Source organism: Pseudomonas sp. P5_152 (assembly GCF_033989915.1).
GTDB lineage: Bacteria > Pseudomonadota > Gammaproteobacteria > Pseudomonadales > Pseudomonadaceae > Aquipseudomonas.
Genome location: NZ_JASFAH010000002.1, coordinates 4265779 through 4278497, shown reverse-complemented (window position 1 = coordinate 4278497; position 12719 = coordinate 4265779). Strand labels below are relative to the sequence as shown.

Here is a 12719-nt window from a genome sequence, read left to right as displayed (position 1 = left end):
TGGGTATTACTCCTTGCCCGCCAGATTGACCACGCGGTTAGAGCGATCCACCGGCCGCACCTGCTGGCCGTCGAGGAGCACATGCACACCGGCCGCCACGACCCAGTCGTCGGGGTTCAAGCCCTCGAGCACTGGCACGGTTTTTTCACCAAACGCGCCGACCCGCACCGGGACTTTTTTCAGCTTGTTGTTGGCGCCCACGACCCAGACGTAAGTAGCACCGTTCTCAGCCGTAAGCGCCGACAGCGGCACGGTGAGCGCGACCGCATCGGCGCTCTGAATGAACACCCGGGCGCTTTGCCCAAGTTCGGCCGGGACCTTGCCGGCGGTAAAGGTGATACGCGCAGCGAAGGTCCGCGACTTGGGATCGGCGGCGGGCGACAGCTCGCGAATCGTCCCGGCGAAACGCTGGCCCTGTTGGGTCCAGAGTTCGACCGTGACCGGCTGGCCGACCTTGAACCGGCCGAAATGCTGCTCCGGCAGGCTGATCAGCACCTCACGCTCGCCGTCGGTTGCCAGGGTAAAGACCGTTTGCCCAGCACCCACCACTTGCCCGACTTCCACTGCACGCTTGGCCACCACCCCATCCTGGGGCGCGCGCAATACCGCGTAGCTGGCCTGATTGCTGGCCACATCGAACTCCGCCTTGATTTGCTTGAGGCGTGCTTCACCCGCGCGGTAGAGGTTCTCGGCGTTGTCGTACTGCGAGCGGCTGACCATCTGCCGCTCCATCAGGGTCTTGTACCGGTCGCGTTCGGCGCGTACCAGGTTGAGGTTGGCCGCTGCCGCCGCGACCTGAGCCCGGCTCGCGTCCAGTTGCAGGCGCACGTCCTCGGGGTCGAGTTCGGCCAGTGCCTGGTTGGCCTTGACCCGCTGCCCTTCATCTACCAGTCGTCGGCTGACTTTGCCACCGATGCGAAATGCCAGGTCTGGCTCATAACGCGCTCGGACTTCACCGGGGTAGCTGTCCAGCGCCTGCGCCGAAGGCTCTGGCTGGACCACCATGGCCGGGCGCACGGTGGCCTGCACCGGCTCTTCGTGACCGCATGCCGTTAATAACAGCGCCAGGCTGACTGGCAACGCGAGGGGCAAGGCATAGCGGAACATGGTGAACGACCTTTCGCTAATGGTGCTAGGAATAATTATACTGGGCAGTATGTTATTAATAGCAAACTCACCAGTCCAGTATTAAAAGCGAAAAATGTCCGACAATCTTTCTCCTTCCAACGGCCCCGGCCGCCCAAAAGATCTCGCCAAGCGCGAAGCGATCCTCGAGGCAGCCAAGCGCCTGTTCCTGAGCAACGGTTATGCGAGCACCAGCATGGACGCGGTGGCGGCTGAGGCCGGCGTATCAAAACTGACCGTCTACAGCCACTTCAATGACAAGGAGACGCTGTTCAGTGCCGCGGTCATGGCCAAGTGCGAAGAACAATTGCCCACCCTGTTCTTCGAATTGCCCGAAGGCATGCCGGTAGAAAATGTGTTGCTGAACATTGCCCGGGGCTTTCATCAACTGATCAACAGCGATGAGTCGGTCAACCTGCACCGCCTGATCATGGCCCTGGGCAGCCAGGACCCGAAGCTCTCGCTGATCTTCTTCGACGCCGGCCCGCAACGGATGCTCAACGGTATGGAACGCTTGCTCGGCAAGATCGACCAACTGGGGGCCTTGCGCATCGACAAGCCGCGCAATGCCGCCGAGCACTTCTTTTGCCTGCTCAAGGGCGCGGGGAATTTCCGCCTGCTCTATGGCTGCGGTGAGCCGCCCATCGGCGAGGCGGCCGAAGCCCATGTGCAGGAAGTGGTGGGGTTGTTTATGCGGGCCTATCGGCCATAGGCAGCTGCAAGCTGCATGCTATGTGGCTTACGACTTGAGGGCTTTTTTCGGATAGATGTCATACCGGCTGGACTTGCCATCCAACGCATGACTCGGCTTGGGCCCGGCAATGCACGGGGCCTTGCGTGGGCGCTTGACCACGACCCGGTGGCTGGCCAGGGCCAGGGCAGCTTCCAGCAGGGCCGGGGCATCCGCGTCGTCCCCCACTAACGGGCGAAACAGGCGCATTTCCTTTTTCACCAGTGCGGTTTTCTCACGGTGCGGGAACATCGGGTCGAGGTAGATCACCTGCGGCGGTTCGCCTTCCCAGTTGCGCATCAGTTCGATTGAATTGCCCTTGAGCAAGCGCATCCTTGCGACAATCGGCGCCACCTCGAAATCCTCTGCCGCCCGCGCCAGACCATCCTCGAGCAAGGCGCCAATCAACGGCTGGCGCTCGATCAGGCTGATTTCACAGCCCAGGCTGGCCAACACAAAACCGTCCTTGCCCAGCCCCGCCGTGGCATCCAGCACCCTGGGGCGCACGCCCTGTGCGACGCCTACCGCCTTGGCGATCATCTGCCCGCTGCCGCCACCGTACAACCGGCGATGGGCCGCGCCACCCTCGACGAAGTCCACCCGCACCGGACCGGGCGCATCCGCCCCCAGTTGCTGCAACTGCAAGCCCTGCTCACCCACTTGCAGGGCGAACTCGGCATCGTCCAGCTGCAGCGGCAGGCCCAGGCGCTCGGCCCAATGCATGGCTTGCGCCTGAAAGCCATCCGCCAGGGCCTGGACTTTGATGCGGCTGGCCGCAGGTTGCTCACTCATCAGAAAACACACTCAAAAAATTAATGATCGGCAAAAACGGCCGATAACCAAACTATCGAGCATTTTGCCAGAGCTGAGCGTCGACCGAGAAAAATGTCAGACATTCAACACGTACCCGCCGGGTTTATTTCGCCTTACCGCGAATACAGCCGGCACAACACCCAAACACTGAGCGGCGTCAGTCACCTGTGGCAGGATTTTTTTGCCCAGGCCCTGGCCGATCAGTTGGGTGACCGGGTACCGGCGGCGGGTGACTACACGCCCGTTGCCATCGATAGCTCGGTTGAGCCCGCTGGCGGCTCCGAGTTGCTGAGCGAGATCGTCAGCCAGCGCGCGTGCAACATCGTCGACACCGAGATCCGCCCGCCCGAACCGTTGTTCCTGCCGATCGCCGAATTCGAGATGCAACTGCTGGACCCGCCAGCCCCGCCCTTCCCGGCTGATGAGATCGTCGCCCAGCAAGCGCAACAGGACTTCGACCACGAGTGGCTGCGTCCGCTGGTGCTCACGGCCGGCCAACCCCTGCCACCCCCAGGCCCGGCTCCGCAACCGCGGGCGCTGTTCCTGCCGATCGCCGAGTTCGAACTGCAACTGCTGCCGCCGCCTGCGCCGCCCTATCCGCCGGAAGAACAGGTCGAACAACAGAAACAACTGGACTTCGACACCCGCTGGGCGCGGCCGATCGTCCTGCACAATCTGCGCATCGCCGCCTGAGTCTCAGCGACAGACCCACCAGGGCCCAGTATCCAGGTGAAAATGATTGCGATGAGCGGCGTTGTAGTCCGGGCTCAGCACCACGTTGAATACCTCACAGGCGTCATCGCGCACCTGACGCAAAAACCGCGCGTCGGCGTTGTCCTGTGGCCAGTCCCGCAGCACGTTGACTGTGCGCCCATCGGCCAGGCGAAAACCGGCAATGTCCAGGGCATTGGCCGTGGCGTGCTGGCTGCGTGCAGCTTTTTCCCGGTTGTACATATTGCGACAGGCAAAGCTGCCCAGGTGATCGACCCGCGCCACCGCCTGGCCGTAGACCGCCTGAGCCGCAGGCTGCAGCGCGTGGCGCTGAAACAGGGCAAAGGCCACAGCCAGGGGGCAGCTGGCGAGAAAGCTGCTGCTCAGCGCCACCTCGCCACCTGACACCCGCAAGGTGTTGTGCAACGGGCAGGTGGCATCGGTCGGGCTGTCCGCCTGGCGGCTGAACTTCAGGCCGGAGGTAGCGAGTACCTGGTCACAGAGTGCCGAGTTATCACGCAGGCGCATCAGCTTGTAGCGCGTCAGCAGGTTCGGCGCCGACTGCACCTCCAGCGGCGCCCAGGGATTCCACGCCGAGGGCACAGGCAACCAGCCCCGCCACACACCGAACAACCCAGCCCCCACCAGCAATAACAGCAGCACCAGGACTTTCAGCCACTTCACCATCACGCCCCGTCAGTCAGCCTTTGAACAGTTGATTGGCCTGCGCATACGGCATCGAGCGCTCGGTGAAGCCAAAGGTGCCGTGTTCCTGAATCTCCCGGGCGGCGCGGAAGAACTCGCCATAGGCCGCCAAGGCCATGGCCGAACCGACGCTGATACGCTTGACCCCCATCTCGTTGAGTTGCGCCACGTTAAGCTTGAGCCCCCCGGACATCAACACGTTGACCGGTTTGGGCGCCACCGCCCGCACGACCGCCAACACCTCTTCAGCCGTACGCAGGCCGGGGGCATACAGCACATCGGCGCCCGCCTCGGCGAACGCCTGCAGGCGGCGGATGGTATCGGCCAGGTCTGGATTGCCGTGCAGATAATTCTCCGCGCGCGCGGTCAAGGTGAAGGGAAATGGCAGGCTGCGCGCGGCCGCCACCGCCGCCTCGATGCGCGCCACGGCATGCTCGAAGCAGTAGATGGGAGCGTCTTCGCGGCCCGTGGCATCTTCGATCGAGCCGCCGACGGCCCCGGCACTGGCGGCACGCAGCAGGCTTTCGGCGCACTGCGTGGGATCATCGGCAAAGCCGTTTTCGAGGTCGACGGCGACCGGCAAGTCGCTGGCCGCGACAATCGCCCGGACGTTGGCCAGGGTGTCCTCAAGCTTCAGTGCGCCGTCGGGGCGAGCCATGGAAAACGCGTAGCCGGCACTGGTGGTTGCCAGCGCCTGGTAACCCAGGCTGGCGAGCATCCTGGCCGAACCGGCATCCCAGGGATTGGGAATCACAAAGGTCCCGGGACCTTCATGCAAGGCTTTGAACGCTTGGGCTTTGAAGATTTGCGTGGCCATTGGCTCGCTCCTGTCGCGGGGGGGGGTGGCCCGTCGTCAGAGCAAACCGAGCTGCTCGGCGGCGGGTTCTCTGTATAGCTCAGGCAGCGCCGGCAAGCCAGGCAAACGCGTCATCAACCGAGCATGAAAGTGCTGTGCCAACGCGGCTGCCTGCAGGTTGTCGGCAGTGTGCAGGAAGATGTACGGCGTGCGTCCCTCTTCGATCCACTGGGCGATTTTCTCGACCCAGGGCGTCAGGAACGGATCATTGGCCTGCAGCAGCGGATGACCGATGAAGCGCACCTGTGGGCACTGGGTGAACGCTGCCGGGCGAGTCGGCACGTTAGGTTTCTTCGACTGCGCATGCAGGACCCCAGGGTCACTCGAGGTGCAACTGAACAGCGCTCGCGGATCCAGGCAGATCCGCTCAACGCCACGCGCAAGCAACAGGCGATTGAGCTGGCGCTCGGCATCGCCCTTGGCAAAAAAATCCCGATGCCGCACCTCCACCGCCAGGGGCCGCTGCAAACCGTCGATAAACCCGGCGAGTTCCGGCAAGCGTTGCGGGGTGAAGGCCTTTGACAGCTGCAGCCAGAACGGCGCCACCCGCTCACCCAGCGGGCTGAGCAATTGCACGAAAGACTCGGCGCCCGTCAGTTGCTCACGCAGGTCACCGCCGTGGCTGATTTCGCTGGGGAACTTGGCGGTAAAACGAAAGTGCCTGGGCATGGTTTGCGCCCAGCGCTCCACCGTCGCCGGTGCTGGGCGCGCATAGAAGGTGGTGTTGCCTTCAACAGCGTTGAACACCTGCGAGTACAACTCCAGGAACTGGTTGGGACGGGCGTCTTGCGGATACAGATACTGGCGCCAGGCGTTTTCGCTCCAGGATGGGCACCCGAGGAAATACGGCAGCGACATCAGATGTGCAGGTCGAGACCCAGCACTTCCATGTCCCAATCGACGAAAGCGGCGGTACTCAGGTAACTGGCCAGGGCCAGGGAGACATGCCGGCTCATCGCACGGTGGTAGAGCAGGTCTTGCGGACGCGCGGGCAGATTGCTCTGGCGCTGGGCGGCGCGGGCGGCCAGTTGCTCTTCAGAGGGCACTTGCGGTTCGTCGTCGTGGTCCAGGACGGAGTCGTCCACCGTCGCACTGCCCTTGCGAGGCTTGCGGGGGATGGGATAGGACTGCGAGGAAAAACCGTCTACGCGCATAGAGATAAACTCGTTATCAATGATGGCAATTTAGCGGCACTCACTGCGACGCGCAAATTGCCAAGTGATAACTAGAACACATAAAAGGCAAAAGGTTTAAAAGCCCGGGCTGAAAACTGACGATTGACGTCACGTACTGACCCTGACGAGGGCTTAGCGGGCCTTGGGCGTCGCCACTTTGTCGCGCAGGTAAACCGGCTGGGCGTTGTCGGCGACAATCGCTTCACCACGCTCCCAGGCGAACTGCGCCAGGCTCAGCAAGTCCTGGGCGTGGGGCAGCATGCCGGCGTCCTGGCCACTCAGGCTGACGGCGATGCGCTCGGCATAACCCCAACCGGTGCCGGCACCAAACCAGTCGCCCGCCGCATCAGCAGGCAGAGCCGCGACTTCCGGTGGCAGCACCGCCTCGGCGCCGACCAGGCGCATTTCACCGGCGGTTTCGCGGTAGCAACCCCAATAGACTTCATCCATGCGGGCATCGATGGCGGCCGCCACCTGGGTCGCGCCGTGCTCGCGCAACGCGCGCTGCGCCAGCACCGCCAGGTTGGACACCGGCAACACCGGACGATCCAGGGCAAACGCCAGGCCCTGGACCACGCCGATGGCAATCCGCACCCCGGTAAACGCCCCCGGCCCACGGCCAAAGGCAATCGCATCGACCGCCTGCAAGGTGGTGCCGGCCTCGGCCAGCAATTGCTGGATCATCGGCAGCAGCTTCTGCGCATGCAGCCGCGGGATCACCTCGTAATGGCTGGTTACCTTGCCGTTATGCAGCAAGGCAACGGAGCAAGCTTCAGTCGCGGTGTCCAGGGCCAGCAAGGTACTCATCGATGTTTCCGTCAACGTGGTAGAAAAAAGTCCGTCAGTATAAACAACAACGGCCCGCAAGCGGGCCGTTGAACGTAAAGCCAGTGAGCTTTATCAGCTCAGTGCTTCAAGCACCTTGCCGGTGATGGCTTCAACCGAACCAACGCCTGCAATGTGGCTGTACTTCGGCTTGCCCTGGGCAGCCGCGAGATTCTGGTAGAACGCCACCAAAGGCTTGGTCTGGTCGTGGTAGACCGACAGGCGATGACGCACGGTTTCTTCGGTGTCGTCTTTGCGCTGCACCAGCTCTTCGCCAGTGATGTCGTCCTTGCCAGCCAGTTTTGGCGGGTTGTAGACGGTGTGGTAAACGCGGCCGCTGGCTTCGTGGACACGACGACCGGCGATACGCTGGACGATTTCTTCGTCGTCGACGGCGATTTCCACCACGTGATCCAGCTCGACGCCTTCGCTGACCAGTGCTTCAGCCTGCGGGATGGTGCGCGGGAAACCGTCGAACAGGAAACCGTTGGCGCAATCTGGCTGCGCGATACGGTCCTTGACCAGGGCGATGATCAGGTCGTCGGAGACCAGGCCACCGGCATCCATGATGCCCTTGGCCTTGATGCCCAGCTCGGTGCCAGCCTTGACCGCCGCACGCAGCATGTCGCCGGTGGAGATCTGCGGAATGGAGAATTTTTCGGTGATGAACTTAGCCTGAGTACCTTTACCGGCCCCGGGAGCTCCCAGCAGAATGACGCGCATCGATGTGCTCCTCAATTTCTTATTTATAAACGATCGGATTCGCCGCTTGGGGCCAATCTCAGAATAGGGTCGTGGGCCGCCCAAACGGCCAAAGGCTGATCAAGATACACAGCAGGCACGGCCCACACAAGCCGCCGAAAGTCGGAGGAACCCGCGCCGGTCCTGCCGTTGCGACGAGGTATTCCAAGTCGCAACCCCATAACAAAGTGTCGCCTGCCAGGCCCCGGCAGCCCTCCTCACCTGCCGGTTGGCGAGGCAGAACGGACTGCCGAGGTTGCCCATCGGCCCTTAGCCGGTGTTGCGCAAACCGGCGGCAATCCCCGCTACAGACACCAGCAACGCCTGTTCCACCGGGCTGCCCTGCGCCACGTCCTGCTGTCGCGAGCGGGCCAGCAGCTCAGCCTGCAATAGATGCAGCGGATCGAGGTAGGTGTTGCGCAGGCGAATGAATTCCAGGGTGTCAGGGCTATGGGCAAGCAACTGCGACTGGCCAGTCAGGCCCAGGACCACGGCGCAGGCCTGCGACAATAGGTCGCGTAAATGCGCACCCAAAGGCAGCAAATCGGCCTCCACCAGACGCTCGTCGTAGGACCTTGCGATGTCCGCGTCGGCCTTGGCCAGGACCATTTCCAACATGTCGATCCGGGTGCGGAAGAACGGCCATTGCTCGCGCATCTGCGCCAGCAGTTCACCCTCGCCACGGGCCAGCGCCTTGCTCAGCGCCGCTTCCCAACCCAGCCAGGCCGGTAGCATCAGGCGGGTCTGGGTCCAGCCGAAGATCCACGGGATCGCCCGCAGGCTTTCAATGCCTCCGGCCCGGCGCTTGGCCGGGCGACTGCCCAGCGGCAACCGCCCCAGCTCCTGCTCGGGGGTGGATTGGCGGAAGTATTCGACGAACTGCGGATTCTCCCTTACCACCGCGCGATAAGCGCTCACGCCATCGGCGGCCAGTTCATCCATCAAGCCCCGCCACGCGGGTTCCGGCGGCGGTGGCGGGAGCAAGGTCGCCTCCAGCACAGCGGCCAGATAGAGGTTCAGGTTCTGCTCGGCGATGTCCGGCAAGCCGAACTTGAAGCGAATCATCTCGCCCTGCTCGGTGGTACGGAAACGCCCAGCCACCGAACCCGGCGGCTGCGACAGAATCGCCGCATGCGCCGGACCACCGCCACGGCCCACGGTCCCACCGCGACCATGGAACAGCAGCAGCTCGACTTGCTGCTCACGGCAGATATCCACCAGCCGCTCCTGCGCCCGGTATTGCGCCCAGGCCGCCGCGGTGGTGCCGGCGTCCTTGGCCGAGTCGGAGTAACCGATCATCACTTCCTGGGGGCCTTGCAAACGCGCGCGATAGCCGGGCAGCAGCAACAGCTTTTCGATCACCGGCCCGGCGTTGTCCAGGTCCGCCAGGGTTTCGAACAGCGGCACCACGCGCATCGGCCGCAGCACCCCGGCTTCCTTGAGCAGCAGTTGCACGGCGAGCACGTCGGAGGCGGCACCGGCCATGGAGATCACATAGGAGCCCAGCGAAGCCGCCGGTGCGGCGGCGACTTCGCGGCAAGTCGCGAGGACCTCTGCAGTGTCGGCCGAAGGCTTGAAGTGGCTGGGCAGCAGCGGCCGGCGATTGTGCAGCTCAGTCATGAGGAACGCGATGCGCGCCTCCTCGTCCCAATCTTCATACCGCCCCAGCCCGAGGTAATCGGTGATCTCGGTCATCGCCGAGCAATGCCGGGTGGAGTCCTGTCGTACGTCCAGGCGCACCAGGAACAGGCCGAAAGTCACGGCCCGGCGCACACAGTCGAGCAGCGGGCCATCGGCAATCACGCCCATGCCACATTCGTGCAGCGACTGGTAGCACAGCTCCAGCGGGTCCAGCAGGTCGCGGTTGTTGTGCAGCACATCGGCCCCGGCCGGGGTATTCGCCGTCAACGAGACCTGGGCCCAGTTGCGGGTCGCCCGCAGGCGTTCGCGCAATTGCTTGAGCACCGCCCGGTAAGGCTCGGCACTGTCGCCGGCCTTGGCCTGCAGCGCCGCGCTGGCCTGTTGCATCGACAGGTCGGCTGCCAGTTGATCGACGTCACGCAGGTACAAGTCTGCCGCCATCCAGCGTGCCAGCAGCAACACCTCACGGGTCACCGCCGCCGTCACATTGGGATTGCCGTCGCGGTCGCCGCCCATCCAGGAGGCGAAGCGGATCGGCGCGGCTTCCAGTGGCAAACGCAGGCCGGTGGCGGTCTGCAGGGCCAGGTCGGCCTTGCGCAGGTAATTGGGAATCGCCTGCCACAGCGAATGTTCGATCACCGCGAACCCCCACTTGGCTTCGTCGACCGGGGTGGGTCGGGTGCGGCGGATTTCTTCGGTGTGCCAGGCCTCGGCGATCAAGCGCTGCAAGCGTTGGTGGATCTGCTCGCGCTCGGCGCTGGTGAGGTCGCGATGGTCCTGCGCGGCCAGTTGCGCGGCAATTGCGTCGTACTTCTGGATCAGGGTCCGGCGCGCTACTTCGGTGGGGTGCGCGGTGAGCACCAACTCAATCTCCAGCCGGCCCAATTGCCGCGCCAGTGATTCGCCACTGTGACCCTCGGCCCGCAGCCGGGCCAGCAGTTGCGGCAGGACCCGCGCCTCGAACGGCGCCGGCTGCGACTCTTCGCGGCGATGGATCAACTGGTACTGCTCGGCGATGTTCGCCAGGTTGAGGAACTGGTTGAACGCCCGCGCTACCGGCAGCAGTTCGTCCTCACTCAGCTGGTTGAGGCTGGCACTCAGTTCGGCATCCATGGAGCCACGCCGGTCAGCCTTGGCACCCTTGCGAATCTGCTCGATCTTGTCGAGAAAACCATCCCCGTACTGTGCGCGGATGGTGTTGCCCAACAGCTCACCCAAGAGGTGAACATCTTCGCGCAAGCGTGCATCGATATCGGTCATCAGCAGTTCTCCAGCGAGTGGCGGTCAGCTATCAGGCGCAGTCCTTGAGGCTCAAGAGTGCCGCTCGCAGCCGGTTCTTACAAGCAGGCGACGAATCGACTTTAAACCTTCGCGGTTGCGGCTAGTCTCATGAGTAAGCCGTACCCAGGCTTGCTACCGGCCACCGCCGAAGACTCATCACAACCTGTCACGAGCAGGTGATTATTGAGGTCATTATGAAAATTCGTGAACTGGCCCTGCATTGGGAAGAAACCGCCAAAGGCCGTTTGACCAAGACCGGCTACAGCATTCACCTGGACGTCGAAGCCGCTGCACGCCTGGCGGCACTCAGCGAAATGTACCCCAAGCGCCACCCCGAAGAGTTGCTCGGGGAACTGATTGGCGCCGCCCTGGAAGAGCTCGAAGCAAGTTTTCCCTACATCAAGGGCCAGCAGGTGATCGCCACCGACGAAGAGGGCGATCCGCTCTACGAGGACGTCGGCCCTACCCCGCGTTTCCTCGCCCTGTCACGGCAACATCTGCATGATCTTTCGGCTGCAGCCGGCAAGCAGAAACACTAGGCGCCCCCCCCGTTCGACCCTCCTGAAACCGCGTATTCCTGAGCCATTGCCGGCCCGGGAATACTCCTGCGCGGGGCAAAAGTTCCCGGTTTAGAGCCTCGCAAAAGTCCTCGAGGTTTTTTCGGGCGATACGCCATCTTTTCTGAACTTTGAAAAAAAGCCTCGGGTCACACCCAGTAACCATCACTGGAACAGCCGTACCACAACCCGCTGTCACAGGCCTCGTCTCATCGCTCTCACGGCTCCACGACCAGGATGGATTTGACGATTTTCAGGAGTTATCCAATGGAGTTGAAGACCATGAAAACCAGCACCGCCACAACCACGTCCACATTCCCGCGCGGTCTCAAGTTGGCCGCCCTGGCACTCGGTTGCAGCTTCGTCCTGGCCGGATGCGCCGGCAACCCGCCGACCGAGCAATACGCCGTCACCCAATCGGCAGTCAACAGCGCTGTCAGCGCCGGCGGTACCGAGTTTGCCGCCGTGGAGATGAAGGCCGCCCAGGACAAGCTCAAACAAGCCGAACTGGCCATGCACGACAAGCAATACGACCAGGCTCGACTGCTGGCCGAACAGGCTGAGTGGGATGCCCGCGTCGCCGAACGCAAAGCCCAGGCGATGAAAGCCGAACAGTCGCTCAAGGACTCTCAGCAAGGCGTTCAGGAACTGCGCCAGGAAAGCCAGCGCAGCGTGCAATAAGCCCTGCCCTCACGCCCCTGTGCACCCGCGAATCGATAGAAAGGACGAACCACTATGCGTAAGCAATTGATGATCCCAGCTCTCCTGGCCGCCAGCGTTGCCCTGGCCGCTTGCTCGACGCCACCCAATGCCAACCTGGAACAGGCCCGGACCAACTACTCGGCCCTGCAGGCCAATCCACAAGCGAGCAAAGTCGCGGCCCTGGAAACCAAGGAAGCCAGTGACTACCTGGACAAGGCCGACAAAGCCTTCCAGGAGCGCGAGAAGACTGAACAGGTCGATCAACTGGCGTACCTGACCAACCAACGTGTTGAAGTCGCCAAGCAGACCATCGCCCTGCGTACCGCTGAAGCCGACCTGAAAAATGCTTCGGCGCATCGGGCCCAGGCCCGTCTTGATGCCCGTGACTCGCAGATCAAGCAGCTGCAGGACAGCCTCAACGCCAAGCAGACTGATCGCGGCACCCTGGTGACCTTCGGCGATGTGCTGTTTGCGACCAACAAGGCTGAACTGAAATCCAGCGGCTTGGTGAACATCAACAAACTGGCGCATTTCCTCGCCGAGAATCCGGACCGCAAGGTGATTGTCGAGGGCTACACCGACAGCACCGGCGCTGCCAATTACAACCAGAGCCTGTCCGAGCGCCGCGCCAACTCAGTGCGCATGGCCCTGGTGAAAATGGGCGTCGACCCAGCGCGCGTGGTTGCCCAGGGTTACGGCAAAGAGTACCCAGTGGCCGAGAACAGCAGCGTCTCGGGCCGGGCGATGAACCGTCGGGTGGAAGTGACCATTTCCAACGACAACCAACCGGTGATCCCACGTTCGGCAGTGAGCGCGAACTAAGCGCTCTACACTGAAACGCAAAAGCCCCGCCTGAT

At 63.0% G+C, this 12719-nt stretch carries 14 protein-coding genes; 5 read left to right on the top strand and 9 right to left on the bottom strand.

The features are described 5' to 3' along the window. Nucleotides 1–6 precede the first annotated feature (6 nt). The gene (locus QMK50_RS19255) at nt 7–1107 is read right to left on the bottom strand and encodes an efflux RND transporter periplasmic adaptor subunit (protein ID WP_159994017.1); all 1101 of its coding nucleotides are present in this window, start codon (nt 1105–1107) and stop codon (nt 7–9) included. 94 nt (nt 1108–1201) lie between these two features. Between QMK50_RS19255 and QMK50_RS19250 the strand changes: the two genes are divergently transcribed. Next, nucleotides 1202–1837, top strand: coding sequence for a TetR/AcrR family transcriptional regulator (locus QMK50_RS19250; protein ID WP_159994015.1), 636 nt, complete (start codon nt 1202–1204; stop codon nt 1835–1837). Nucleotides 1838–1864: 27 nt separating this feature from the next. On the opposite strand, the gene QMK50_RS19245 is transcribed toward QMK50_RS19250, so the two are convergent. Then, on the bottom strand, nt 1865–2647 hold the full coding sequence (locus tag QMK50_RS19245) for a class I SAM-dependent methyltransferase (RefSeq protein WP_320333739.1): 783 nt from the start codon (nt 2645–2647) through the stop codon (nt 1865–1867). A 93-nt stretch (nt 2648–2740) separates the two neighbouring features. Between QMK50_RS19245 and QMK50_RS19240 the strand changes: the two genes are divergently transcribed. Then, entirely contained in the window at nt 2741–3361 is a 621-nt protein-coding gene (locus QMK50_RS19240; protein ID WP_159994012.1) for an energy transducer TonB, read from the top strand. Nucleotides 3362–3364: 3 nt separating this feature from the next. On the opposite strand, the gene QMK50_RS19235 is transcribed toward QMK50_RS19240, so the two are convergent. From QMK50_RS19235 to ppc, 7 genes are all read right to left on the bottom strand, one after another. Then, nucleotides 3365–4066: an extensin family protein gene (locus QMK50_RS19235; RefSeq protein ID WP_413787302.1), complete on the bottom strand. Its 702-nt coding sequence runs from the start codon at nt 4064–4066 to the stop codon at nt 3365–3367. A 13-nt stretch (nt 4067–4079) separates the two neighbouring features. Continuing rightward, nucleotides 4080–4901: an isocitrate lyase/PEP mutase family protein gene (locus tag QMK50_RS19230; RefSeq protein ID WP_159994009.1), complete on the bottom strand. Its 822-nt coding sequence runs from the start codon at nt 4899–4901 to the stop codon at nt 4080–4082. 36 nt (nt 4902–4937) lie between these two features. After that, on the bottom strand, nt 4938–5798 hold the full coding sequence (locus tag QMK50_RS19225) for a DUF72 domain-containing protein (RefSeq protein WP_320333738.1): 861 nt from the start codon (nt 5796–5798) through the stop codon (nt 4938–4940). Next, the gene (locus tag QMK50_RS19220) at nt 5798–6094 is read right to left on the bottom strand and encodes a hypothetical protein (RefSeq protein ID WP_095166743.1); all 297 of its coding nucleotides are present in this window, start codon (nt 6092–6094) and stop codon (nt 5798–5800) included. The genes QMK50_RS19225 and QMK50_RS19220 overlap by 1 nt, the downstream gene beginning before the upstream one ends. Nucleotides 6095–6247: 153 nt before the next feature. Beyond that, nucleotides 6248–6922: a tRNA (adenosine(37)-N6)-threonylcarbamoyltransferase complex dimerization subunit type 1 TsaB gene (tsaB, locus tag QMK50_RS19215; protein WP_095166741.1), complete on the bottom strand. Its 675-nt coding sequence runs from the start codon at nt 6920–6922 to the stop codon at nt 6248–6250. Between the two features lie 93 nt (nt 6923–7015). Next, nucleotides 7016–7663, bottom strand: a complete 648-nt coding sequence (gene adk / locus QMK50_RS19210) for an adenylate kinase (protein ID WP_095166739.1) — start codon at nt 7661–7663, stop codon at nt 7016–7018. A gap of 288 nt (nt 7664–7951) precedes the next feature. After that, the gene (ppc, locus tag QMK50_RS19205; RefSeq protein WP_095166738.1) at nt 7952–10582 is read right to left on the bottom strand and encodes a phosphoenolpyruvate carboxylase; all 2631 of its coding nucleotides are present in this window, start codon (nt 10580–10582) and stop codon (nt 7952–7954) included. A gap of 215 nt (nt 10583–10797) precedes the next feature. Here ppc and QMK50_RS19200 point away from each other — a divergent pair, with 215 nt between their 5' ends. The 3 genes from QMK50_RS19200 (at nt 10798) to QMK50_RS19190 (ending at nt 12684) form a co-directional block, all read left to right on the top strand. Further along, nucleotides 10798–11142 (top strand): pilin assembly protein, encoded by a 345-nt coding sequence (locus QMK50_RS19200; RefSeq protein WP_095166736.1) that lies wholly within the window; start codon nt 10798–10800, stop codon nt 11140–11142. 285 nt (nt 11143–11427) lie between these two features. After that, nucleotides 11428–11841, top strand: coding sequence for a DUF4398 domain-containing protein (locus QMK50_RS19195; RefSeq protein ID WP_095166735.1), 414 nt, complete (start codon nt 11428–11430; stop codon nt 11839–11841). A 54-nt stretch (nt 11842–11895) separates the two neighbouring features. After that, nucleotides 11896–12684: an OmpA family protein gene (locus QMK50_RS19190; RefSeq protein ID WP_159994001.1), complete on the top strand. Its 789-nt coding sequence runs from the start codon at nt 11896–11898 to the stop codon at nt 12682–12684. The last annotated feature ends 35 nt before the right edge of the window (nt 12685–12719 follow it).

Coding starts and splice junctions, on each gene's coding strand:
- ppc (WP_095166738.1), bottom strand. CDS start 10,582: ATGACCGATATCGATGCACGCTTGCGCGAAGATGTTCACCTCTTGGGT.
- QMK50_RS19235 (WP_413787302.1), bottom strand. CDS start 4,066: ATGGTGAAGTGGCTGAAAGTCCTGGTGCTGCTGTTATTGCTGGTGGGG.
- tsaB (WP_095166741.1), bottom strand. CDS start 6,922: ATGAGTACCTTGCTGGCCCTGGACACCGCGACTGAAGCTTGCTCCGTT.
- QMK50_RS19255 (WP_159994017.1), bottom strand. CDS start 1,107: ATGTTCCGCTATGCCTTGCCCCTCGCGTTGCCAGTCAGCCTGGCGCTG.
- QMK50_RS19200 (WP_095166736.1), top strand. CDS start 10,798: ATGAAAATTCGTGAACTGGCCCTGCATTGGGAAGAAACCGCCAAAGGC.
- QMK50_RS19250 (WP_159994015.1), top strand. CDS start 1,202: ATGTCCGACAATCTTTCTCCTTCCAACGGCCCCGGCCGCCCAAAAGAT.
- QMK50_RS19240 (WP_159994012.1), top strand. CDS start 2,741: ATGTCAGACATTCAACACGTACCCGCCGGGTTTATTTCGCCTTACCGC.
- QMK50_RS19230 (WP_159994009.1), bottom strand. CDS start 4,901: ATGGCCACGCAAATCTTCAAAGCCCAAGCGTTCAAAGCCTTGCATGAA.
- QMK50_RS19220 (WP_095166743.1), bottom strand. CDS start 6,094: ATGCGCGTAGACGGTTTTTCCTCGCAGTCCTATCCCATCCCCCGCAAG.
- QMK50_RS19225 (WP_320333738.1), bottom strand. CDS start 5,798: ATGTCGCTGCCGTATTTCCTCGGGTGCCCATCCTGGAGCGAAAACGCC.
- QMK50_RS19195 (WP_095166735.1), top strand. CDS start 11,428: ATGGAGTTGAAGACCATGAAAACCAGCACCGCCACAACCACGTCCACA.
- QMK50_RS19190 (WP_159994001.1), top strand. CDS start 11,896: ATGCGTAAGCAATTGATGATCCCAGCTCTCCTGGCCGCCAGCGTTGCC.
- QMK50_RS19245 (WP_320333739.1), bottom strand. CDS start 2,647: ATGAGTGAGCAACCTGCGGCCAGCCGCATCAAAGTCCAGGCCCTGGCG.
- adk (WP_095166739.1), bottom strand. CDS start 7,663: ATGCGCGTCATTCTGCTGGGAGCTCCCGGGGCCGGTAAAGGTACTCAG.